The organism is Brevibacterium sp. XM4083 (assembly GCF_006489205.2).
Taxonomy (GTDB): domain Bacteria; phylum Actinomycetota; class Actinomycetes; order Actinomycetales; family Brevibacteriaceae; genus Brevibacterium.
The window spans coordinates 300,573-321,497 of the sequence record NZ_VFYR02000004.1 but is presented as its reverse complement, the minus strand read 5'-3'; the positions used below and the strand labels follow the sequence as shown (position 1 = coordinate 321,497).

Annotated in this window: 17 protein-coding genes; 11 read left to right on the top strand and 6 right to left on the bottom strand. The window is 69.3% G+C overall.

Annotated features, from left to right (window positions below):
- Window position 1: 1 nt before the first annotated feature.
- Complete coding sequence (locus FJ887_RS13930; protein WP_137824854.1) at window positions 2–2,164, top strand: 3-hydroxyacyl-CoA dehydrogenase NAD-binding domain-containing protein; 2,163 nt, start codon at window positions 2–4, stop codon at window positions 2,162–2,164.
- Between the two features lie 98 nt (window positions 2,165–2,262).
- Here the strand turns inward: FJ887_RS13930 and FJ887_RS13925 are convergent, their stop codons facing one another.
- Window positions 2,263–3,411 carry a putative glycolipid-binding domain-containing protein gene (locus tag FJ887_RS13925; protein WP_171006997.1) on the bottom strand — a complete coding sequence of 383 codons (1,149 nt, stop codon included), beginning with the start codon at window positions 3,409–3,411 and terminating at the stop codon, window positions 2,263–2,265.
- A 138-nt stretch (window positions 3,412–3,549) separates the two neighbouring features.
- Between FJ887_RS13925 and FJ887_RS13920 the strand changes: the two genes are divergently transcribed.
- Complete coding sequence (locus FJ887_RS13920; RefSeq protein ID WP_137824855.1) at window positions 3,550–4,470, top strand: NADP-dependent oxidoreductase; 921 nt, start codon at window positions 3,550–3,552, stop codon at window positions 4,468–4,470.
- 42 nt (window positions 4,471–4,512) lie between these two features.
- Here the strand turns inward: FJ887_RS13920 and FJ887_RS13915 are convergent, their stop codons facing one another.
- Window positions 4,513–5,106 (bottom strand): TetR/AcrR family transcriptional regulator, encoded by a 594-nt coding sequence (locus FJ887_RS13915; RefSeq protein WP_137824856.1) that lies wholly within the window; start codon window positions 5,104–5,106, stop codon window positions 4,513–4,515.
- A gap of 113 nt (window positions 5,107–5,219) precedes the next feature.
- Between FJ887_RS13915 and FJ887_RS13910 the strand changes: the two genes are divergently transcribed.
- The 4 genes from FJ887_RS13910 (at window position 5,220) to cls (ending at window position 11,868) form a co-directional block, all read left to right on the top strand.
- Window positions 5,220–6,833, top strand: a complete 1,614-nt coding sequence (locus FJ887_RS13910) for a carboxyl transferase domain-containing protein (RefSeq protein ID WP_137824857.1) — start codon at window positions 5,220–5,222, stop codon at window positions 6,831–6,833.
- Between the two features lie 8 nt (window positions 6,834–6,841).
- Window positions 6,842–8,884 carry an acetyl/propionyl/methylcrotonyl-CoA carboxylase subunit alpha gene (locus tag FJ887_RS13905; protein WP_140955500.1) on the top strand — a complete coding sequence of 681 codons (2,043 nt, stop codon included), beginning with the start codon at window positions 6,842–6,844 and terminating at the stop codon, window positions 8,882–8,884.
- A 59-nt stretch (window positions 8,885–8,943) separates the two neighbouring features.
- Window positions 8,944–10,116: an acyl-CoA dehydrogenase family protein gene (locus FJ887_RS13900; protein WP_137824859.1), complete on the top strand. Its 1,173-nt coding sequence runs from the start codon at window positions 8,944–8,946 to the stop codon at window positions 10,114–10,116.
- Between the two features lie 264 nt (window positions 10,117–10,380).
- The gene (gene cls, locus FJ887_RS13895) at window positions 10,381–11,868 is read left to right on the top strand and encodes a cardiolipin synthase (protein WP_137824860.1); all 1,488 of its coding nucleotides are present in this window, start codon (window positions 10,381–10,383) and stop codon (window positions 11,866–11,868) included.
- 41 nt (window positions 11,869–11,909) lie between these two features.
- Here cls and FJ887_RS13890 read toward each other — a convergent pair whose 3' ends face one another.
- From FJ887_RS13890 to FJ887_RS13875, 4 genes are all read right to left on the bottom strand, one after another.
- Window positions 11,910–13,244, bottom strand: a complete 1,335-nt coding sequence (locus FJ887_RS13890; RefSeq protein WP_137824861.1) for a DUF2254 family protein — start codon at window positions 13,242–13,244, stop codon at window positions 11,910–11,912.
- 95 nt (window positions 13,245–13,339) lie between these two features.
- Window positions 13,340–14,113, bottom strand: a complete 774-nt coding sequence (locus FJ887_RS13885) for a DUF899 domain-containing protein (RefSeq protein ID WP_212743291.1) — start codon at window positions 14,111–14,113, stop codon at window positions 13,340–13,342.
- Between the two features lie 196 nt (window positions 14,114–14,309).
- Window positions 14,310–15,131, bottom strand: a complete 822-nt coding sequence (locus FJ887_RS13880; RefSeq protein WP_137824862.1) for an HAD-IIA family hydrolase — start codon at window positions 15,129–15,131, stop codon at window positions 14,310–14,312.
- 203 nt (window positions 15,132–15,334) lie between these two features.
- On the bottom strand, window positions 15,335–15,943 hold the full coding sequence (locus tag FJ887_RS13875) for a TetR/AcrR family transcriptional regulator (RefSeq protein ID WP_137824863.1): 609 nt from the start codon (window positions 15,941–15,943) through the stop codon (window positions 15,335–15,337).
- A 181-nt stretch (window positions 15,944–16,124) separates the two neighbouring features.
- Here FJ887_RS13875 and FJ887_RS13870 point away from each other — a divergent pair, with 181 nt between their 5' ends.
- The 5 genes from FJ887_RS13870 (at window position 16,125) to FJ887_RS13850 (ending at window position 20,769) form a co-directional block, all read left to right on the top strand.
- The gene (locus FJ887_RS13870; protein WP_137824864.1) at window positions 16,125–17,342 is read left to right on the top strand and encodes an MFS transporter; all 1,218 of its coding nucleotides are present in this window, start codon (window positions 16,125–16,127) and stop codon (window positions 17,340–17,342) included.
- 128 nt (window positions 17,343–17,470) lie between these two features.
- Complete coding sequence (locus FJ887_RS13865) at window positions 17,471–18,016, top strand: MaoC family dehydratase (protein ID WP_137824865.1); 546 nt, start codon at window positions 17,471–17,473, stop codon at window positions 18,014–18,016.
- An 11-nt stretch (window positions 18,017–18,027) separates the two neighbouring features.
- On the top strand, window positions 18,028–18,831 hold the full coding sequence (locus tag FJ887_RS13860) for an HpcH/HpaI aldolase/citrate lyase family protein (protein WP_137824866.1): 804 nt from the start codon (window positions 18,028–18,030) through the stop codon (window positions 18,829–18,831).
- 40 nt (window positions 18,832–18,871) lie between these two features.
- The gene (locus FJ887_RS13855) at window positions 18,872–19,537 is read left to right on the top strand and encodes a peptide deformylase (protein WP_137824867.1); all 666 of its coding nucleotides are present in this window, start codon (window positions 18,872–18,874) and stop codon (window positions 19,535–19,537) included.
- Window positions 19,538–19,617: 80 nt separating this feature from the next.
- Window positions 19,618–20,769, top strand: coding sequence for a hypothetical protein (locus FJ887_RS13850; protein WP_137824868.1), 1,152 nt, complete (start codon window positions 19,618–19,620; stop codon window positions 20,767–20,769).
- The last annotated feature ends 156 nt before the right edge of the window (window positions 20,770–20,925 follow it).

Below are 20,925 nucleotides of genomic sequence, written 5' to 3'. Positions count from 1 at the left end.
CATGACGAACGCTCACTACTCCCGCACCACCGACGCCGACGGCATCGTCACCGTCGTCCTCGACGACCCCGATTCCTCGGTCAACACGATGAACGACCACTTCGGAGCCGCCCTCGAGGAGACCGTCGACTGGTTGGAAGCCAACGTCGACGACATCACCGGCGTCGTCATCACCTCGGCGAAGAAGACGTTCTTCGCCGGCGGTGACCTCGACCGACTGCGCCGGGCCGATCCGGAGAACGCCGAGGCGGAGACCGCGCAGGTCGAGCACATCAAGTCGCTCCTGCGTCGTCTCGAGAAGCTCGGCAAGCCCGTCGTCGCCGCGATGAATGGCGCGGCACTCGGCGGCGGCCTCGAGATCGCGCTCGCCGCCCACCATCGGATCGCCGCCGACGACGTGAAGTCCGCGCGCTTCGGACTGCCCGAGGTCACCCTCGGGCTGCTGCCCGGTGGCGGCGGAGTCTCGCGCGTCGTGCGGATGATCGGCCTGCAGAACGCCCTGCAGAAGGTCATCCTGCCGGGCACGAAGTTCACCGCCGCTGACGCCCAGCAGCTCGGTCTCATCGATGAGCTCGCGCCCGCCGCGGACCTCGAGGATCGCGCGAAGGCCTGGATCAAGGCCAACCCCGAGGCGGTGCAGCCGTGGGACGTCAAGGGCTTCAAGATCCCCGGCGGCGCCCCGACCTCACCGTCGGTCGCGATGCTGCTGCCGGCACTGCCGTCGACCCTGCGCCGCCAGCTCAAGGGGGCCCCGATGCCCGCCCCGCGCGCGGCCATGGCCGCGGCCGTCGAAGGTGCGCTCGTCGACATCGACACCGCGCTCACCGTTGAGACCCGCTACTTCGTCAGCCTCACCCACACTGCGGTGGCGAAGAACATGATCAAGGCGTTCTTCTTCGACCTCGGCCACATCAACTCCGGCGGCTCCCGACCTGACGGCATCGAACCCCGCCAGGTGAAGAAGCTCGGCGTCCTCGGCGCCGGGATGATGGGGGCCGCGATCGCCTACACCGCCGCGCGCGCCGGCATCGAGGTCGTCCTCAAGGACGTCGAACTCGCCGCCGCGGAGAAGGGCAAGGCCTATGCCGTCAAGCGCGAGGAGGCGGCGCTGGCCAAGGGCAAGACGACCCCGGAGAAGTCCGAGGCGGTGCTCGCCCGCATCCACCCCTCGGCCTCGGTCGAGGACTTCGCCGGCGTCGACTTCGTCATCGAAGCCGTCTTCGAGTCCGTGCCCGTCAAGCAGCAGGTCTTCGGGGAGATCGAGAACATCGTCGCTCCCGACGCGGTCCTCGGCTCGAACACCTCGACCCTGCCGATCACGGAACTCGCAACCGGGGTCGAGCGGGAGGCCGACTTCATCGGCGTCCACTTCTTCTCACCCGCGGACAAGATGCCGCTCGTGGAGATCATCACCGGGGAGAACACCTCGGATGAGACGCTGGCCCGGACCTTCGACTTCGTCCAGCAGATCCGGAAGACCCCGATCGTCGTCACCGACTCCCGCGGATTCTTCACCTCGCGGGTCATCGGGACGTTCATCGCCGAGGCGGTCGCCGCCGTGGGCGAGGGCGTCGAACCCTCCAGCGTCGAACAGGCGGCCCTCCAGGCCGGCTACCCGACCGGTGCGCTCCAGCTCCTCGACGAGCTCACCCTCACCCTGTCGCAGAAGATCCGCCAGGAGACCCGGGCCGCGGTCGAGGCCGGCGGCGGCACGTGGGAGGAACACCCCTCCGAGGCGGTCATCGACTGGATGGTCGAGAAGGGACGCACCGGACGCAAGGACGGTGCCGGATTCTACGAGTACGACGAGACCGGCAAGCGCACCCACCTGTGGCCCGGCGTGCGCGAGCACTTCGACTCCGGATCGAGGGAGGAGCCGTTTTCCGATCTGCAGGAGCGGATGCTCTTCGCCGAGGCGATCGAGACGATCAAGTGCCTCGACGAGGGCGTGCTCACCTCGGTGCCCGATGCCAACATCGGGTCGATCTACGGCATCGGCTTCCCCGCCTGGACCGGCGGCGTCCTCCAGTACGTCAACCAGTACGAGGGCGGACTGCCCGGCTTCGTCGAGCGGGCGAAGGAACTCGCCGCGACCTACGGTGAGCGGTTCACCCCGCCGGAGTCGCTCATCGCCCGCGCGGCGTCGGGGGAGACCTACGAGTGAGGTGACGTCAGCCGCTGGGTGAGCTGCAGACAGCGCTCACAGACCGGAGGCCCGGACGACGCGATTCGTCCGGGCCTCCGGCGTGTTCGACCCCAAAGTCAGACCGGACGGTCGAGAGCCGTGCGCGCGGCGAGCTGCGGGTAGGTGCGGACGAGTCCGTCCTTGTCGATCGTGAGGTCCGCCGTAAAATCCCGCGTCCCGCTCGTGTACCGGACGTGGTCGGCATCGATGCCCGCGTAGATCTGCGGGCCGGCGATGACATTGAGGGAGGGCATGTCGATCCACGCCATCGTCAGCGAATGCTCGGCCGTCGTGTCGGTCTGCAGAGCGAGGCGGCGGATCGGCATCGTGTTCGTCAGCGGACACAGCCCGAGATCGCAGTCGAGCGCACCGTCGAGGGCATCGGCGTCGACAATGCCCGGGCTCGGCAGCGGAACGGGCGGTGTCCCCGACTGCGTGGTCTCACTCGACCAGCGACCCGTGTCTTGATCCCTCGTAAGCGTGAGTGTGCGCGCCCAGCCGCGGCCCTGCACGGCGACCGCGACGGTCCTCGTGATCCACCCGTCACGGGCATCGACCGTCCACGCCGCCGTATAGTCGCCGGTGACCTGTCGCCCGACACCGTAGAGACCGTCAGCGAGGAGAACCTCGGCGCTGTCGCGACGATCAGGATCATCGAGACCTCTCCATGCGACCTGCCGTGAGTGCGCATCGGCAGAGGTCGCCTCGAAGAGATCGATCGTCGTGTCGTAGTACCTCGAGGTGGCACCGAGCGGAGCCATCCCGATGCGCCGGGCCACCGCTTGTGAGGCGGGGTTGTCCGGTCGGACGACGGCGATGATCCGGTCGAGTCCGTCGGCGAAACCGGCAGCGAGCAGCAGCGCCCCCGCCTCGGCGGCATAACCTCTGCCCGCATGCGCGGTATGGGACCGCCAGCCGATCTCCACGTCGTCACCGGACTCTCCGGCGCTGTAGCGGATCGGTTTGAGGACCGCAGCGCCGACCGGGGTGCCGTCGTGGAGGGTCACGCACCACCAGCCTCGTCCCGGTGACGCCGACTCGCTGACCGTGGTGATCCACGCGGCGGCGTCCTCGACCCGGGGCATCGCCGCCGTCGGGATGAAGCGGAGGAGATCCGGATTCGCGTGGAGCTCGTGGACGAACGGCGCATCACGGTCATCGAACCGCCTGAGAATGAGCCGGGCGCTGACATAGTCGGGCGGCGGAGGATCCGCGAGCGCAGTCATGTCACGAGCCTACGCCGCGGAACTGACACCGGCGGGGACTCCGGCGGAATAGCTCCGGCGCCTGCCGTGTTGTGCGTCGCACGGGCGCACAACACGGTGTCCGCAGATCCCACCCGACAGCCCCTTTGAGGAGGCGCGATGCGCGCAGCGGTCTATGACCAGTTCACCGATGACTTCGACGACATCACCATCCGAGCGGTCGAGGATCCGAAGGTGCCGCCGGCCTCCGTCCTCATCGAAGTCAAGGCCGCGGGGGTCAACCCCGTCGACTGGAAGCTCGTCGGCGGCGGGCTCGACAAGTTCCTGCCCACCCAGTTCCCCGTCATCCCCGGCTGGGACGTCGCCGGCACCGTCATCGGCCTCGGCTTCGACACCCCGGAGTTCGAGATCGGCGATGAGGTCGTCGCCTACGCCCGGAAGGACGTCCTCGGCGGCGGCACCTTCGCGGAGAAGGTCGCCGTCCCCGTCCACGCCGTGACGAAGAAGCCCGCGGGACTGACCTGGGAGCAGGCCGGAGGGCTGCCGCTGGCCGGCAACACCGCCCTGCGCACCCTCGACGCCCTCGGCGACCTCGAGGGGAAGGCCGTCCTCATCCACGGTGCCGCCGGAGGCGTCGGCAGCATGGCCGTCCAGATCGCGAAGGCCGCCGGCGCCCGCGTCATCGGCACCGCCTCCGAGCGCAACCACGACTACCTGACAGGCCTCGGCGCCGAACCAGTCACCTACGGCGAGGGCCTGGCCGACCGGGTCACGGAGCTTGCAGGCGGTCCCGTCGACGCCGTCGCCGATTTCGTCGGCGGCCAGCTCGAGACCACGCTCGCCGTCCTCGCCGACGACGGAGCGCACGCCTCGATCGCCGACCCGACCGTGACCGAGCACGGCGGTCGCTACATCTGGGTGCGCCCCGACGGAGCGACGACGGCCCGACTCACCGAGCTCGTCGACGCGGGCAAGCTCACCGTCGATGTCGCAGAGATCTTCCCCCTCGCCGAGGTGGCCGACGCGTTCCGCTCGAGCGCGACCGGGCACACTCGCGGCAAGCTCGTCATCGTCCCCTGACCGGCCCGCACCCCGGTCGGCGCAGTCACCCGCGGCCGGGGGTCAGCCGATCCCCAGCGCCGCGGTCGCTGCCGCTCGCAGCTCGCGGCGGACCACCTCGGCGCTGGAGCTGCGGGCAAGGTACGGCGTCGAATTCATCATCCCGAACGCCGCGTGGACGCGCACGGTCGCGGCCTCGAGCGACCAGTCCGGGTGGGCCTGGGCCGCGACGGCCGCCCATTCGCTGACGTACTGACGCTGCAGACGCCGCACCGTGCGCCGTGACCCGTCGGGCAGGGCGGCGAAGTCGCGGTCCTGGATGCGGATGAGGTCGGGCTCGGACATCGCGAAGTCGATGTGGAAGTCGACGAGCGCCCGCAGCGTCGACACCGCCTCGGCGGCCTGGGAGGCGATCGCATCCCCACCGGTCTGCAGGTACTGGGAGATCCCGACGAGGAGCTCCTCGAGCACGGCCTCCTTCGACTCGAAGTGCCGGTAGACCGCGGGTGCGGAGATGCCCACGCCCTTGGCCAGGTCCTCGAGGCGGACCCCGTGGAAACCGTGCCGGGCGAAGAGCGTCTTCGCCACCGCGAGCAGCTGCTCACGCCTGGCCGCCTTCGCCGCCGCCCGCGGCGACGTCGCTTCCGTCTGCTTCATTCCCACTCACATTCGTGCTCGATGATCGTGCGCGTTGTCACACTCGACCGTGAGCAGTATCATAGCAGTCAGTTAATCACCATTAACTGAAACTGCAGTGAGGGGACCAGGGAATGAGAGCAGTGGGAACTGCGGCCAACCCGGCGGCCGGACAGGCCAACGCCGAGGCGCACGCCGAGCTCATCGCCGAACTCCGGGACCGCATCAGCGCCACCGCGCTCGGCGGGCCCGAGAAGTCCAGGCAGAAGCACATCGACCGCGGCAAGCTCCTGCCCCGCGACCGTGTCGAGGCCCTCCTCGACCCCGGCACCCCCTTCCTCGAACTCTCCCCGCTCGCGGCGAACGGGATGTACGACGACGCGAGCCCGGGCGCCGGGATCATCACCGGCATCGGCCGAGTGGCCGGGCGCGAATGCGTCATCGTCGCCAATGACGCCACCGTCAAGGGCGGGACCTACTACCCGGTGACGGTGAAGAAGCACCTGCGGGCCCAGGAGATCGCGAAGGACAACCGTCTGCCCTGCATCTACCTCGTCGACTCCGGCGGTGCGAACCTGCCCAACCAGGACGACGTCTTCCCCGACCGCGAGCACTTCGGCCGGATCTTCTACAACCAGGCGACCCTGTCCGCCGCAGGCATCCCGCAGCTCGCCGCCGTCCTCGGCTCCTCGACCGCCGGCGGCGCCTACGTCCCGGCGATGGCCGACGAATCGATCATCGTCTCCGAGCAGGGCACGATCTTCCTCGGCGGCCCGCCGCTGGTCAAAGCCGCGACCGGTGAAGAGGTCAGCGCCGAAGACCTCGGCGGCGGCGCGCTGCACTCCCGGGTCTCCGGCGTCACCGACCACCTCGCGGCCAACGACGCGCACGCGCTCGAGATCATGCGCGACATCGTCTCCACCCTCGGGCCGAAGCCGGCGCCGAACTGGGACGTCATCGAACCGCAGGAACCACTCCACTCACCTGCGGAGCTCACCTCGATCGTCCCCGTCGACTCGAAGGTCCCCTACGACGTCCACGAGGTCATCGCGCGCCTCGTCGACGGCTCGCAGTTCCACGAATTCAAGGCTGAGTACGGCACGAGCCTCGTCACCGGCTTCGCCCACATCGACGGCCACCCCGTCGGCATCATCGCCAACAACGGCATCCTCTTCGGCGAGTCCGCCCAGAAGGGCGCCCACTTCATCGAACTCTGCGACCAGCGGACGATCCCGCTCGTCTTCCTCCAGAACATCTCCGGCTTCATGGTCGGCCGCGACTACGAAGCCGGCGGCATCGCCAAGCACGGAGCGAAGATGGTCAACGCCGTCGCCACCGCCCGCGTCCCGAAGTTCACCGTCGTCATCGGCGGATCCTTCGGTGCCGGCAACTACTCGATGTGCGGGCGCGCCTACTCCCCGCGCTTCCTGTGGATGTGGCCCAACGCCCGCATCTCCGTGATGGGCGGCGAACAGGCCGCCAGCGTCCTCTCCACCGTCAAACGCGACCAGATCGAAGCCCGCGGGGAGACCTGGTCGGCCGAGGCCGAAGACGAGTTCAAGCAGCCCATCCGCGACCAGTACGAAGCCCAGGGCAACCCGTACTACTCGACGGCGAGGCTGTGGGACGACGGCATCATCGAACCTCAGGACACCCGCGAGATCCTCGCGCTCGCCCTCGACCTCGCCCGCTTCTCGCCCCTGAGCCGACCGCTCGACGCCGCCGGCTACGGCGTCTTCAGAATGTGAGCTGACCAATGTTCGACACCATCCTCATCGCCAACCGCGGCGAGATCGCCCTGCGCGTCATCCGCACCGCGAAGCGCTTAGGGCTCCGCACCGTCGCCGTCTACTCCGACGCCGACGCCCACGCCGCCCACGTCAGGGCCGCCGACACCGCCGTGCGGCTCGGTCCGGCCGCCGCCTCGGAGTCCTACCTCGACATCGACAAGGTCATCGCCGCCGCCCAGGCGACCGGGGCCCAGGCCATTCACCCCGGCTACGGCTTCCTCTCCGAGAATGCCGACTTCTCGGCCGCGTGCGAGGCCGCCGACATCGTCTTCCTCGGTCCCGGACCCGAGGCGATCCGGACGATGGGCGACAAGATCACCGCGAAGCAGGCCGTCTCGGCCCGCGGCGTTCCCCTCGTGCCCGGCACGCAGGACGCCTCGATGAGCAACGAGGCGCTCATCGCCGCCGCCGAGGACATCGGCTACCCCGTCCTCATCAAGCCCTCGGCCGGTGGCGGCGGCAAGGGCATGCACGCGGTCTTCGAGCCTGCCGACCTGCCCGCCGCGCTCGAGACCGCACGGCGCGAGGCCGCGAACTCCTTCGGCGACGACACCCTCTTCCTCGAACGACTCGTCGCGACCCCGCGCCACATCGAAGTCCAGGTCATGGCCGATGCGCACGGCAACGTCATCCACCTGGGCGAACGCGAATGCTCCCTCCAGCGCCGCCACCAGAAGGTCATCGAGGAAGCCCCCTCGGCCCTCCTCGACGCAGCGACCCGGGAGCGGATCGGTCAGGCGGCGATCGAGACGGCGAAGTCCGTGGGCTACCGGGGTGCCGGCACCGTCGAGTTCATCGTCGGCGCCGACCATCCCGACGAGTTCTTCTTCATGGAGATGAACACCCGACTCCAGGTCGAGCACCCCGTCACCGAGGAGGTCACCGGGGTCGATCTCGTCGAACTCCAGCTGCGCGTCGGCGCCGGCGAGGAGCTGCCGCTGAGCCAGGACGACATCACCCTGACCGGGCACTCGATCGAGGCGCGGATCTACGCCGAGGACCCCGCCCGCGGGTTCCTCCCCACCGGCGGCCGCGCGCTCGACGTCGTGTTCCCTGCCGGGGAGGGCATCCGCGTCGACTCGGGACTCGACGCCGGTCAGCGGGTCGCCTCCGACTACGATCCGATGATCGCCAAGCTCATCGTCTCCGGCCCCGACCGGGCCACGGCCCTCGCCCGTCTCGATGCCGCGCTCGCAGCCTCGGCGGTGCCGGGCATCGTGACGAACATCGACTTCCTCCGCACCCTGGTCACCCTCCCCGAGGTCGTCGCCGGTGACCTCGACACCTCACTCATCGACCGCCTCGGCGAGGACCAGCTCGCCCACATCGCCGGTGAGATCGACCGGCAGATCGCGACCGCCGCGGTCCTGCAGACGCAGGGTCGGGCCGGCACCGAGGTGACCGGGGAGCTCACTGCGGGCGCGCTGTGTCGGGGGACCGCCTCGGCGTGGGCGCGGGCGAATCCCTTCCGCACCTCGCGTCCGGACTTCCGCCCCACGGTCGCCCTCACCGTCGACGGGGAGACGGTCGACGTCACGAGCGCCGTCGACGACGTCACCGTCGATGACGACGGCACCTGGCACGTCCTCATCGACGGCACCCAGCACACCGGCCGGGTCTTCTCCGACGCCGGTGACCGGTCGATCTGGGTGACCGGCGACCGCGGCATCCACGTCTTCACCCGCCCGCAGGCCGACACCTCGCTCACCCCCGGGGCAGGCGGGGCAGAGGTGCTCGCTCCGATGCCCGGTTCCGTCGTCGACGTCAAGGTCGAGTCCGGCGCCCACGTCGAGGCCGGCGACCCGATCGTCGTCGTCGAGGCGATGAAGATGGAGCACGTGCTCACCGCCCCGGCCACCGGCACCGTCACCGTCACCGCGGTGCCGGGCGCCCAGGTGGCCCTCGACGAGGTGCTCGCCACCGTTGTCGACGACAGCGCCGATGCCGCGGATTCCGCGACAGAGTCCGAGACGGCGGCCGCGGTCGCCGGGAAGGGCGGCGCCGCATGACCACCGCACCACAGACCGCACACACCAGTGAAACCACGCCCACCGGCGGAGAGGACACGATGAGCACTTTCGTCCCGGGCATGCTGCCCGAAGAATACGAGGACCTGCGTCAAGGCGTTGCGAAGTTCGCTGACGAGGAGGTCGCCCCCGTCAGCGCCGAACTCGACGCGAAGCACGAGTTCCCCTACGACCTCGTCGCGAAGATGGGGCAGATGGGCCTCTTCGGCCTGCCCTTCGACGAGGAGTACGGCGGCATGGGCGGAGACTACTTCGCGCTGTGCCTGGCGATCGAGGAGATCGCCCGCGTCAACCAGTCCCTGGCCATCACCCTCGAGGCCGGGGTGTCGCTCGGCGCGATGCCGATCTACCGGTTCGGCACCGAGGAGCAGAAGCGCGAATGGCTGCCGAAGCTCACCGACGCCTCCGGTCTCGCCGCCTTCGGACTCACCGAACCCGAAGCCGGGTCCGACGCCGGGGGCACCCGGACGAAGGCGACGCTCGAGAACGGCACGTGGACGATCAACGGATCGAAGTCGTTCATCACGAACTCCGGCACCGACATCACCCGTCTCGTCACCGCCACGGCTGTGACCGGGACGAAGACCTCGAAGTCGGGCCGTGAGGTGCCGGAGATCTCGACGATCATCATCCCTGCCGGCACCCCCGGCTTCACCGCCGAGCCCCCGTACGACAAGGTCGGCTGGAACTCCTCGGACACGCACCCGCTGACGTTCGACAATGTCCAGGTGCCCGAGGAGAACCTGCTCGGCGAACGCGGCCGCGGCTACGCGAACTTCCTCCGGATCCTCGACGAGGGTCGCATCGCCGTCGGTGCGCTCTCCGTCGGTGCCGCCCAGGGCTGCGTCGACGAGTCCGTCAAGTACGCGAAGGAGCGTCAGGCCTTCGGTCACCCGATCGCCGACTTCCAGGGCATCCAGTTCAAGATCGCCCGCATGGAGGCTCGCGTTGTCGCCGCTCGCGCCGCGTACTACCTCGCCGCCTCCCGCATGCTCGCGGGTCTGCCGTTCAAGAAGGAAGCGGCGATCGCGAAGATGATCGCCGGTGACGCGGCCATGGACAACGCCCGCGACGCCACGCAGATCCACGGCGGCTACGGCTTCATGAACGAATACCTCGTCGCCCGGCACTACCGCGACTCGAAGATCCTCGAGGTCGGCGAGGGCACGACGGAGGTCCAGCTCATGCTCATCGCCCGCGAACTCGGGCTCTGACCTCGCCGGTCGCGGAGTTTGCGGCGTTGCCGGGGGTCAGGGGTCGCGGTGCCCGGCGGGTGCCGGTGGCGCGGTGCTGGTCTCGCGGTGCCGGATGCGCTCATTCCGTGACCCGGTGGTGACGTCGGCGCGCGCCCGCCGCTCATCATCGCCCCGCCGAGGCGGTCCCCACCCCTGCCCCGCACGAACCGGTGCGGTCGTGCGGGCTCCGGGGGCCGCCTCGGCGGTTAGGGTTGTCCTCAACCCCACGAACGGAGGCTGCGGGTGAACACCATCGATTGGGCGAACATCAATTGGGCGACCGTGGCGTCGGTGACGTGGATCGTCATCGAGTACATCGTGAAGATCATCGCGATCGGCGTCGTGCCGGAGAATCGGCGCCCGTCATCGTCATCGGCGTGGCTGCTGCTCATCCTCTTCCTGCCCATCGTCGGCATCCCGCTCTTCCTCCTCATCGGCAGCCCCTACATCAACCGGCGGCGCGCCCGGATCCAGGCGATGGCGAACGAGCTCATGCACAAGGGCGCCGACGACCTGCCCGATGTGCCGCCGTCGCTGAAGGCCCCGCGGGATTTCGACCTCATCGCCGAACTCGGTCGCAACCTCACCGAGTTGCCGATGGTCACCGGCACCAACCACGGCATCACGATGGACTACGACCGTACGATCGAGCGGATGGCCGAGCTCGTCGACGGGGCGCAGAAGTACGTTCATGTGCAGATCTACATCATGGCGTGGGACCAGACGACCGACGTCTTCTTCGAAGCCCTGACACGCGCAGCGGCCCGCGGCGTCCACGTCCGGGTCCTCTACGACCACATCGGGTCGCGGAAGTACCCGGGATTCCATTCGCTCGGCAAACGGCTGACCGCGGCCGGGATCGAATGGCACCTCATGCTCCCGTTCATCCCATGGCGGGGCAAGCTGCGCCGCATCGACCTGCGCAATCACCGCAAACTCCTCGTCGTCGACGGGAAGCGCGCGGTGATGGGCTCGCAGAACATGATCGACTCGACCTACGACATGAAGGCCAACATCAAGGTCGGGCGGCATTGGAACGACATCATGGTCGAGGTCAGCGGCGAGATCGTCGCCTCGATCGAAGCGGTCTTCGCCACCGACTGGTATTCCGAATGCGGTGAGGAACTGGGCATCCGCGACTACGAGGGCACCGCGCCGGAGCCGGACGTCGGGGGAGACGTCTGCGGCATGCAGCTCATTCCCTCGGGGCCGGGGTTCACGACAGAGCCGAACCTCAAGGTCTTCAACTCGCTGTTCTACCTCGCCCAGCGGAAGCTCTCGATCGTCAGCCCCTACTTCATCCCCGACGAGTCCCTGCTCGCCGCGATCAACACCGCGTCCTACCGCGGCGTCGACGTCGAGCTCTACGTCAGCGAGGAGGCCGACCAGTACGTCGTCGGCCGCGCCCAGGCCTCGTACTACCAGGCCCTGCTCGAGGCGGGGGTGCGCATCTACCTCTACCCGAAGCCCGCGGTCCTCCACACGAAGTGCTTCGTCGTCGACGGCGAGTACGGGGTCATGGGGTCCTCGAACATGGACATGCGCTCCTTCGGACTCAACTACGAGATCAGTCTGCTCACGACCGGCGGCAACCTCGTCCCCGACATCAACGCGGTCATCGACGACTACCGGGAGAAGAGCCACGAGCTCACCCTCGACGAGTGGATGAAGCGGCCGTGGACACGCCGGTACATGGAATCGGCGATGCGGTTGATGTCGGCGCTCGCGTAGAGGTGTCGGCGCCGAGCGGTTCTTTCGGCGTGCCGGGCGGTTCAGTCGTGCTCGGCACCGCCGATGCCCTCGGGATCCCTGACCGTGGCGAGCCTGCGGTCGAGCGGGTCATGCCACCAGCGGTCCGTGCCGCGGTCGAGCACAGCCACGCGGGCCTCAAGCGGGGGCCGCTGGGATTCCGGGACGACGGAGGACAGGGTGGCGAAGAGCGCTCGCAGACGCCGCTGGATCTGGATCGACGAGGTCCCGAACTGGCGGATCTCGTCGGTCGCCGCCTCGATGTACTCGGTCCAGCTGCGCGTCCAATCCCGCAGCACCGAGGCGTCCGGGCTGGCCGCGAGCGTGCGCTCCTGCTGCGCGACGAGCGGTGAGAGGCCGATGAGGATGGCCTCGATCTGGTCGAGGGCCTGAACCGCTCGGGACGGATCGTTGACCGCCGGCGACAGGGCCTTGAGCGCGATGTCGACGATGGTGCGGATGGCTCCGAACGGTCCGTTCGCGGCCGATTCGATGTCGCCGAATGCGACGGCCTTCTCCAGCTCGGCGGCCTGTTTGCTGCTCAGTTCGACGCTCGTGCGGAACAGGAGCGTGCGGACCGGCACGGGGGAGCCGACGGTGGGGACGAGCTCGATCGTGCAGTGCCACGCGTCTTCGAAGTCGAGCAGACGCGGGGTGTTGACCGCCAGCAGCGCATCGCCGCCGCGGCCGGGGCGCTGTCGGTGCACCGGATGACCGTTGGGCACGGAGCGCTGGGACACCGCAGCCGCCTCGGTGGGGAATCTCTTCGGCAGGTAGCGGGTGGCTCTCCAGCCGTCACGGGCGAGTTTGCGCAGCAGGGCGCCGGAGGTGAGGAGCTGGCAGACACGGACGACGAAGGCGAGGAACATCACCGCGCAGGCGAGGGTGGCGGTGACGGCACCGATCGTGCCCACCCACGGTTTGTAGTTGTCCTCGCCGAGCGCGATGCTCAGGGCGATGAGCAGCGCATAGACGAATGTCGCGATGAACGAGCCGAGCGCCCACTGGACGACGCGATCGGCTTGGAGCAGGGGAGCCAGGCGCACTGACATCGCCGTGATGCCGAGGCTCATCGCCGTCGTCAGGGCGGCGAAGGCGAGACCGGCCAGGGTGACCATGGCGCCTGAGATGATGCCGAGCAGGGAGCCGACGCTGCCCGAATCGAGGTCCGGATAGGAACTGAAGACGGTCGTGAGCTGACGGTCGACGAACGGGGTGAGCACGCCGAGGACGGCGGCGGCGATGACGAGCCTGAGCGGGACGCCCCACATCGTCGCCGGCCGCAGGTGCCGACGGATCCTGCGCCACTCCCGCCGGTCGGAGGCGGTCTCCCGGATCTCGGTGTGCTGCCGCGGCATCGGGCCTCCTTGCGTCTCCGTCGTCGGCCACTGGGCCGGGTGGTGGAGAGTCTATCCCGGCAGCGGGCCGTCGGGGCCCGTGACGCGGGTGCCGCTCACTGCGTGACGGTCTCCGGGCTGAGCACTCCGGCATCGTGGCGGTAGAGGACGGGTGCGCGTCCGGCAGGTTCCTCCCAGCTCTCCTGCCGTCCGAGGGCGGTGAGATCGAGCATGCCGTAGGCCGGCATCATCACCTCGAGCCCGCGGGCGTAGACCGAATAGGTGTGGAAGATGTCGTCGCCGTCTCTGAGGAAGACACTGATCCCCGGTTGCTCTCCCCGATAGGTCGTCAGCCATTCCTGCCCGGCGGCGATGAGTTCGTCGGCGTCGCGGAAGTTGTAGTTCGGCGGTGCCGCCTCGGGGTCGAGGGTGGCGTGGAAGTCGAGGTTGAAGTCGCTGTTCGCCGAGGAGAACCACGGGAAGGACCAGCCTCTCGCCGTCCGGTAGGCTTCGATCTTCTCCAGCGGTGCGCGGGAGACTGCGGCGAACGCGGTGCCCCGTTTGGCCAGCTGCTCGAGGACGGCGGGCTGGGCGGCGCTGTCGGCCATCGCCGTGCAGCTCGAACAGCCCTGGTCCCAGCTGGGATCGAACATGAAGTGCTGGATGATGAGCTGCCGCGAATCGCCGAAGAGCTCACGGAGTGTGACCTCCCCGTCGGGACCGGCGAGGCGATAGTCCTTCTCGACTCTCACCATCGGCAGGCGGCGGCGCGCGGCATTGACGGCGTCGATCCGCTTCGTCAGCTCCTTCTCCTCTTCGAGCAGGCGCCGGCGTGCGGTGACCCAGGTGTCCTCGTCGACGACCTCGGGATAGCGCATGGTGACCTCCATCGCAGAACTTTTATGATGAAAGCGAGTCTAGGACTGCTTGGGCGGGTCGCACCGAGTGATGCCGGCCTCTGAGGTGGATCGAGCTCGAATCTGACGTCAGATTCGAGCTCGATCCACCTCGGTGGGGCTCTCGCCCGTGACACGAGGGCTGGGCGCGACCGGTCCGGCCCAGCTCACGTGATCGGTTCGGCTCAGCTCACGCGGAGCCGGTGACGTCGGCGCCGAGGTCGGTCTGCTGATCGAGCGGGACGTCGAGGAGATCGTAGACGCCGTCGAGGATCTCGTCGGGGCGGAACGGGTAACGGCGGACATCCTCGGCGGTCGAAATGCCCGAGAGGACGAGGACGGTGTGCATGCCCGCCTCCATGCCGGCGATGATGTCGGTGTCCATCCGGTCGCCGATCATCGCGGTGGACTTCGAGTGCGCGCCGATCTTGTTGAGCGCCGAGCGGAACATCATCGGATTGGGTTTGCCGACGACGTAGGGTTCGCGGTTCGTCGCCTTCGTGATGAGCGCGGCGATCGCGCCGGTGGCCGGCAGGACCCCTTCGGGGCTCGGCCCGGTCGCGTCGGGGTTGGTGACGATGAAGCGCGAGCCGGAGTCGATGAGTCGGATCGCCTTCGTGATCGCCTCGAACGAGTAGTTGTGCGTCTCGCCGACGACGACGAAATCGGGGTCGTTCTCCGTCATGATGAACCCGGCTTCGTGGATCGCGGTGGTCAGACCCGCCTCGCCGACGACATAGGCCGAGCCGTGCTCGACCTGGTGGGAGAGGAAGTCCGCGGTCGCCATCGCCGAGGTCCAGATGTTGTCCTCGGGAACCTCGAGACCGTTCGAGCGCAGTCTCGCCGAGAGGTCGCGGGCGGTGTAGATCGAGTTGTTCGTCAGGACGAGGAATGGGATGTCCTTGCGCCGCCACTGCGCGAGCAGCTCCGAGGCGCCGGGCAGGGCGTTGTTCTCCCTGACCAGGACGCCGTCCATGTCGGTCAGCCAGCAGTCGATCGAATCGCGGTCCATCGCTCTCCTCGGTCTCGGGTGCGGTTGCCACTCGTTGGCCCGTCGCCTTCAGCCTAGTCGGATTCCGCCCGGAAAGAGCGGGCCGCCCCGGGTGGACTTCGCCTCATTCGCCGAGGTGGTCGACCGCGGCGAGGCGATGCGGCGTCCGATTGCGGAAAGTGTCATCCTCCCTCAGCTCAGTCGGCGGGCAGGGGGCAGATGATTCAGACGAGGAGGTCGCCGATGAGGGACCGGGCGCTCTGCATACGGTGGTCATCGCCGTCGAGGCCGCGGTGGACGATCGCACCTTCGAGGATGAGGAACACATGCTCGGCGAGGGCCGCGGCCGCGGGATGTCCGCCGGTGTCGAGGATACCGGCAATGAGATCGACGACGCGCGCCTTGTGGGCCCGAATGACGGTGCGGCCGGGATGGTCGGCGGGAAGTTCGGCAGCGGCGTTGACGAACGCGCATCCGCGTTCGGCCGTCGTGTCAGCATCGAGTGAGTAGGAGTCGACGATCGCGAGCACGCGGTCGCGGGCCGCCGACCTCTCGTCGAGGCCGGCGACGTCGAGCGCTGCCAGCCGCTGCTTCAGACGAGACCACCAGGTGTGGTGCCTGACCTGCAGGTACGTGACGACGAGGGCGTCCTTCGAGCCGAACCGGTCATAGAGCGTCCGCTTCGTCCTCCCCGACTCGTGCGCGATCGTGTCGACGCCGACGGCATGGAGGCCGCGGGAGTAGAAGAGACCCGCGGCCGTCTCGAGGATGCGCTGCGCCCCGGGGGTGAGCTGCGGGGGAGTGAGGGGGTCCTCAGCCGTCGGGGTCGTCATCGGTGTCCTCCTGTCTCAGGGAAGTCGTGCGGGATCCGGCCCGGGCGGTCGCTGCGACGTGCGGCTGCACTCCCACTTTACAGATCAGTGTACTTGTGAACACACTAGTTCACAGACCTGTGAAGTCGATTGGCGGCGCTGCTCGTCAGCGACTCGACGACGAGCCCCGGAGATCTCCGCAATGACCTCGACCGACACCGGCGCAGCACTCCTCGGCCGCCGCGGCACTCTGGCCCTCGCGGCGGCCGGACTCAGCCTCATCGCCGCCTGCTACGGCCTGGCACGCTTCGCCTTCGGACTGTTCCTCCCGGCCTTCCGCGCGGACTTCGGCCTCGACGCGCAGACGGCCGGGGCGATCGCCTCGGGGGCGTACATCGCCTACTGTCTGGCGATCGTCGCCGCGACGATCCTCACCCCGCGCTGCGGCGCGCGTCCCATCGCCGTCTGCGCCGGGGTCATCGCCACAGTCGGCACCGGGCTCATCGCCGCAGCCCCCAGCACGGCGATGCTCGCGATCGGTGTCCTCATCGCCGGATCGAGCACCGGTGTCGCCTCACCGCCGCTCGCCCAGGCCGTGGCACAATCCGTGCGCTCGTCCGTCCGCGGTCGGACCCAGACGGTCATCAACGCGGGCACGGGACTCGGCGTCGCCGTCGCCGGACCGATCGCCCTGCTCACCCTCGGCCAGTGGCGCTGGGCGTGGATCGTCTTCGCCGTCCTCTCCGCCCTCGTCACCCTCTGGGTCCTGCGCGCCGTCCCCTCACCCGGCCGGACCGGGGCCGCGGCCTCCTCGCCGCGCGGGACCGGGGCCGCGGCACCCTCACCGCGCGGGGCCGAGCCCGCTCTCCTGCCCCGCCCCCTCGTCCCCCGCGGAAGCACGCCGCTGATGGCCGCCTCGGCGCTCATGGGATTCGCGAGTGCGGCGGTGTGGACGTTCGGCCGGGACCTCCTCGTCGGCGTCGGCGGCATGGGGGAGACCGCCTCGGCGATCGCCTGGATCCTCCTCGGTGCCTTCGGCATGCTCGGAGCCGTCTCCGGGGACCTCGCCGCGAAGGTGGGACTGCGCTGCGGCTGGCTCGTCGCGATGCTCATCCTCGCCGCATCGACCCTCCTCTTCGCCGCCGTGCCGGGCAGCATCGCCGGTGCCTGTGCGGCCGCGGCGGTCTTCGGGGCCGTCTACATCGCCCTGACCGGGCTCCTCCTCGTCTGGGGCACCGAGGTCTACGACCGAGCGCCCGCAGCCGGCGTCGGACTCGCCTTCCTCCTCATCGCCGTCGGTCAGGCCCTCGGCGCACCGCTGCTCGGCGCCCTCATCACCGGCCTCGGCGCCGGTCCCGCGTTCGCCGTCGCCGCCGGCATCGCCGTGGTCGGAGCGTTCCTCGGCCCGCCGCGGTCGTGATCGTGCGGTCTCCTGCGGTGCGACCGCACCCCGGCCGCCTGAGCGCGCCCGCCCGGGGCAGTCGCACCTGCCGCAGACTGTGACCCAGCTGACGGGTAAGCTCGAAACATCACGACGAAGGAGCGAGAATGAGCGAGAGCAAGGTCATCGAACAGCGCGGACTGTGGCTCGACGAGATGGAAGTCGGCACCGTCTACAAGCACGCGCCGGGCCGGACGATCACCGAGGCCGACAACACGTGGTTCACCGCGGTGACGATGAACACGCAGGCCCTCCACCTCGATGCCGCCTTCGCCGAGACCGAGCCCTTCGGGCAGCGCCTCGTCAACTCGATGTTCACCCTCGCCACGCTCATCGGCCTCTCCGTCTCCCAGCTCACTCAGGGCACGATCGTCGGCAACCTCGGCTTCTCCGAGGTCAGCTTCCCCGCCCCGCTCTTCCACGGCGACACCCTCTACGCGGAGACGACGATCCTCGACAAGCGCGCCTCGAAGTCCCGCCCCGGACAGGGCATCGTCACCCTCGAACACCGCGGCTACAACCAGAACGGCCAGCTCGTCGCGAAGGCCGTGCGTCAGACGATGATGTTCGACTCGTCCCATGCCAAGCCCGCCGAGGCGACCGCGGGGTCCTCGGCGGCACCGCAGTCCGAGTCCCCGCAGACGGAGAAGTGAGGAGACCGACCATGGCACTCGAATTCGCCCCCGCCTGGCTCTTCGTCCCTGGCGACCGGCCCGACCGGTTCCAGAAGGCCGCCGAACGCTCCGACATCGTCATCCTCGACCTCGAGGACGCCGTCAACGAGGCCGACAAGGATACGGCGCGCGAGGCGATCATCGATTACCCGCTCGATCCCACCCGCACCGTCGTGCGCGTCAACGCCCGCGACTCCGCGCACCTCGCTGACGACCTGCGGATGCTCGCGAAGACCGACTACACGGCCGTCATGCTGCCGAAGACGGAGTCGGCCGCCGACCTGACGATCCTTGCCGGGTACGAGGTCATCGCCCTCATCGAAACCGCGCTCGGCGCCCTGCGCGTCGCCGAGATCGCCGCCGCCGAGAACACCTACGGACTGATGTGGGGCTCCGAGGACCTCATCGCCGACCTCGGCGGCGGCTCCTCCCGCCGGGCCGACGGCACGTGGCGCGATGTCGTCGCCCACGTGCGCAGCTCGACCCTGCTCGCCGCCCGCGCCCACGGGAAGTACGCGCTCGATTCGATCTGGGCCGACATCCCCGACCACGACGGTCTCGCCGCCGAAGCCCACGACGCCGTCGAATCCGGCTTCAGCGGCAAGGTCTCGATCCACCCCAACCACGTGCCCGTCGTCCGCGAGGCCTTCCGCCCCAGCGACGACCAGCTCGCCTGGGCGAACGCCGTGCTCGAGCGTGCGACGACGGAGAAGGGCGCGTTCGCGTACGAGGGCAAGATGATCGACGCTCCGCTGCTCAAGCACGCCGAGCTCATCGTCGCCCGCGCCCGCTGACCCCCGCGCCCGCTGACCCCGCGCCTTCAGGAGAACCCCCGTGCAGCTCACCGACCGTCTCGTCGCCGACCAGATCCATGCCGTCCTCGCCGCGGCCGAGGCGGGCGGCGGGATCGCCCCCATCGTCGACGCCGGCGACCCGATCCTGCGGACCCCGGTGCTGCCGTTCTCCGGACAGGTCGACGATGCGACGCTGGCCCGCCTCGCCGAGGTGATGCGAGCGACCATGCACGCCGCCCCGGGCGTCGGCCTCGCCGGACCGCAGGTCGGGGTCGGACTGTCGATCTTCGTCGCCGAAGACCCTGCCGCCGTCAGCCCCGAGGCCGCCGCGGTGCGCGAGCGGGAGCCGCTGCCGTTCCGCACCGTCGTCAATGCCTCCTACGAGCCGTCGACGTCGGAGCGGGTCGCCTTCTACGAAGGCTGCCTCTCGATTCCCGGCTATCAGGCCGTCGTCGCCCGCCCGCGGACGATCGCCCTGCGCGGGAACGACCTCGACGGCACGCCGATCGCCGAGGAGGTCACCGGCTGGTCAGCGCGCATCGTCGCCCACGAGACCGACCACCTCGGCGGGATCCTCTTCCTCGACAAGGCCGAGATGCGGTCGCTGGCGACGAACGAGGCGGTCGCTCGCCTGTGGAACCAGCCTTCGACGCAGACGGCCGCCGCGGAACTCGGATTCACCCTGCCGAGCTCGCTCGTGCTCTGAGCCGTCGCCGCCTGGCCGGCGTCGCCGTCCGGCCAGCGAATTCACACCCGCGCTTCAGGTGCGCGTGATTCGATGTGGACATGCGTCTCCCCGATATCCCCCAACGCCATCGCCTCCTCGTCCGCGCCGTCTCCACGCTCGGCTCCGGAGCGCAGAGCATCGTCCGCCGCCGCGACTTCACCGCCGGTCAGGAGCCCGTGGTCCGCGCCGCCTACGCCGTGGCCACCGCCGCCCTGACCTGGCTCGGGGGAACGAAGGCCTTCGCCGATCAGGACTCCGCGTTCGCCGATGAGGACACGGCTTTCGGGCGGCTCGGCGTCGACGATGAGGACTCTGAGGCGTGGACGGTCGAGGCCACGACGTGGAAGTCGCAGGCCGTGCTCAACGCCGCCGCCGCGATCGCCGCAGGGGCCGCGAGCTGGGCCCTGTGGACGCCGATCCAGGACATCAAGGACCGCTGGGATGCGAAGCTGCCGGCCGGGGTCGGCCGGGGGCTCAACGCCGCGGTGAACTCGACGGTCATGGCCGTCTCCGCGTTCGCCCTCGACAAGGCCGAGGAGTTCGTCGCGGCCGAGGCCCTCGACGGGCACACCGACTTCGCCCCTGTCGAGATCGAACTGCCCCCTCACATCCAGGCCTCCGTCGAGGCGATCCTCGACCAGCCGCACCCGCAGTCCCAGGACGTCGCCGAGGTGGTCCGCGCCCAACTCGAGCACGCGCGGTTCTTCGTGTGGGTGCCGTACTCGACGAAGCAGTTCCCCGGCAGCGATCCGATCGAGCTCAGCGACGAGGATCTGGCGGCCCTGCTCGCCGAGGAGGACATCTCGAGCATCGACGTCTACCTCGACTCGGACGCGCCCGCCGCGGTGCCCGCCACCCAGACCTACCCCGTCGTCGGCGTCGTCGAGGCCGGGGAGGCGCTGACCGGTGCGGCAGACGACGAACCCACGGCGCTCGAGCTCAGCCTCGAGATCTCCGATGGACTGCTCGCACGCATCGAGCTGCTTGCCGCCGAGGACGGGGAGGACCTCGTCCTGGCGGCCGAGACCGCCGAGCGACTCGGCGCCTCAGCACCGGGAACCCTCCACCCCGACGGCGTGGAAGCCTACCCGGACACCCTCGATGACGAAGACGTCGACGTGGCATTCGACGACGCCCCGGAACCACCGCCGCTCACGCTCGCCGACTGGCCGCGACCGGCCGACCTCACGTTCCGCACCGACCGCAGCTGATCCGATCAGCGCCGAGCTCCCGAATACCGAGTTGCCGAGCACCGAGCGGTCAGTCATCACGCCGTCGAGCACCACCTCGTCGACTGCACTGCTGAACGATCCCGGGCGGGTCGCACACGGGCCCGGGAATACGCTGAACCGAAAGCCGTTGTACCA

Coding starts and splice junctions, on each gene's coding strand:
- FJ887_RS13885 (WP_212743291.1), bottom strand. CDS start 14,113: ATGGAGGTCACCATGCGCTATCCCGAGGTCGTCGACGAGGACACCTGG.
- FJ887_RS13880 (WP_137824862.1), bottom strand. CDS start 15,131: ATGGACCGCGATTCGATCGACTGCTGGCTGACCGACATGGACGGCGTC.
- FJ887_RS13915 (WP_137824856.1), bottom strand. CDS start 5,106: ATGAAGCAGACGGAAGCGACGTCGCCGCGGGCGGCGGCGAAGGCGGCC.
- FJ887_RS13865 (WP_137824865.1), top strand. CDS start 17,471: ATGAGCGAGAGCAAGGTCATCGAACAGCGCGGACTGTGGCTCGACGAG.
- FJ887_RS13905 (WP_140955500.1), top strand. CDS start 6,842: ATGTTCGACACCATCCTCATCGCCAACCGCGGCGAGATCGCCCTGCGC.
- FJ887_RS13930 (WP_137824854.1), top strand. CDS start 2: ATGACGAACGCTCACTACTCCCGCACCACCGACGCCGACGGCATCGTC.
- FJ887_RS13890 (WP_137824861.1), bottom strand. CDS start 13,244: ATGCCGCGGCAGCACACCGAGATCCGGGAGACCGCCTCCGACCGGCGG.
- FJ887_RS13925 (WP_171006997.1), bottom strand. CDS start 3,411: ATGACTGCGCTCGCGGATCCTCCGCCGCCCGACTATGTCAGCGCCCGG.
- FJ887_RS13900 (WP_137824859.1), top strand. CDS start 8,944: ATGAGCACTTTCGTCCCGGGCATGCTGCCCGAAGAATACGAGGACCTG.
- FJ887_RS13920 (WP_137824855.1), top strand. CDS start 3,550: ATGCGCGCAGCGGTCTATGACCAGTTCACCGATGACTTCGACGACATC.
- FJ887_RS13870 (WP_137824864.1), top strand. CDS start 16,125: ATGACCTCGACCGACACCGGCGCAGCACTCCTCGGCCGCCGCGGCACT.
- FJ887_RS13860 (WP_137824866.1), top strand. CDS start 18,028: ATGGCACTCGAATTCGCCCCCGCCTGGCTCTTCGTCCCTGGCGACCGG.
- FJ887_RS13875 (WP_137824863.1), bottom strand. CDS start 15,943: ATGACGACCCCGACGGCTGAGGACCCCCTCACTCCCCCGCAGCTCACC.
- FJ887_RS13850 (WP_137824868.1), top strand. CDS start 19,618: ATGCGTCTCCCCGATATCCCCCAACGCCATCGCCTCCTCGTCCGCGCC.
- FJ887_RS13910 (WP_137824857.1), top strand. CDS start 5,220: ATGAGAGCAGTGGGAACTGCGGCCAACCCGGCGGCCGGACAGGCCAAC.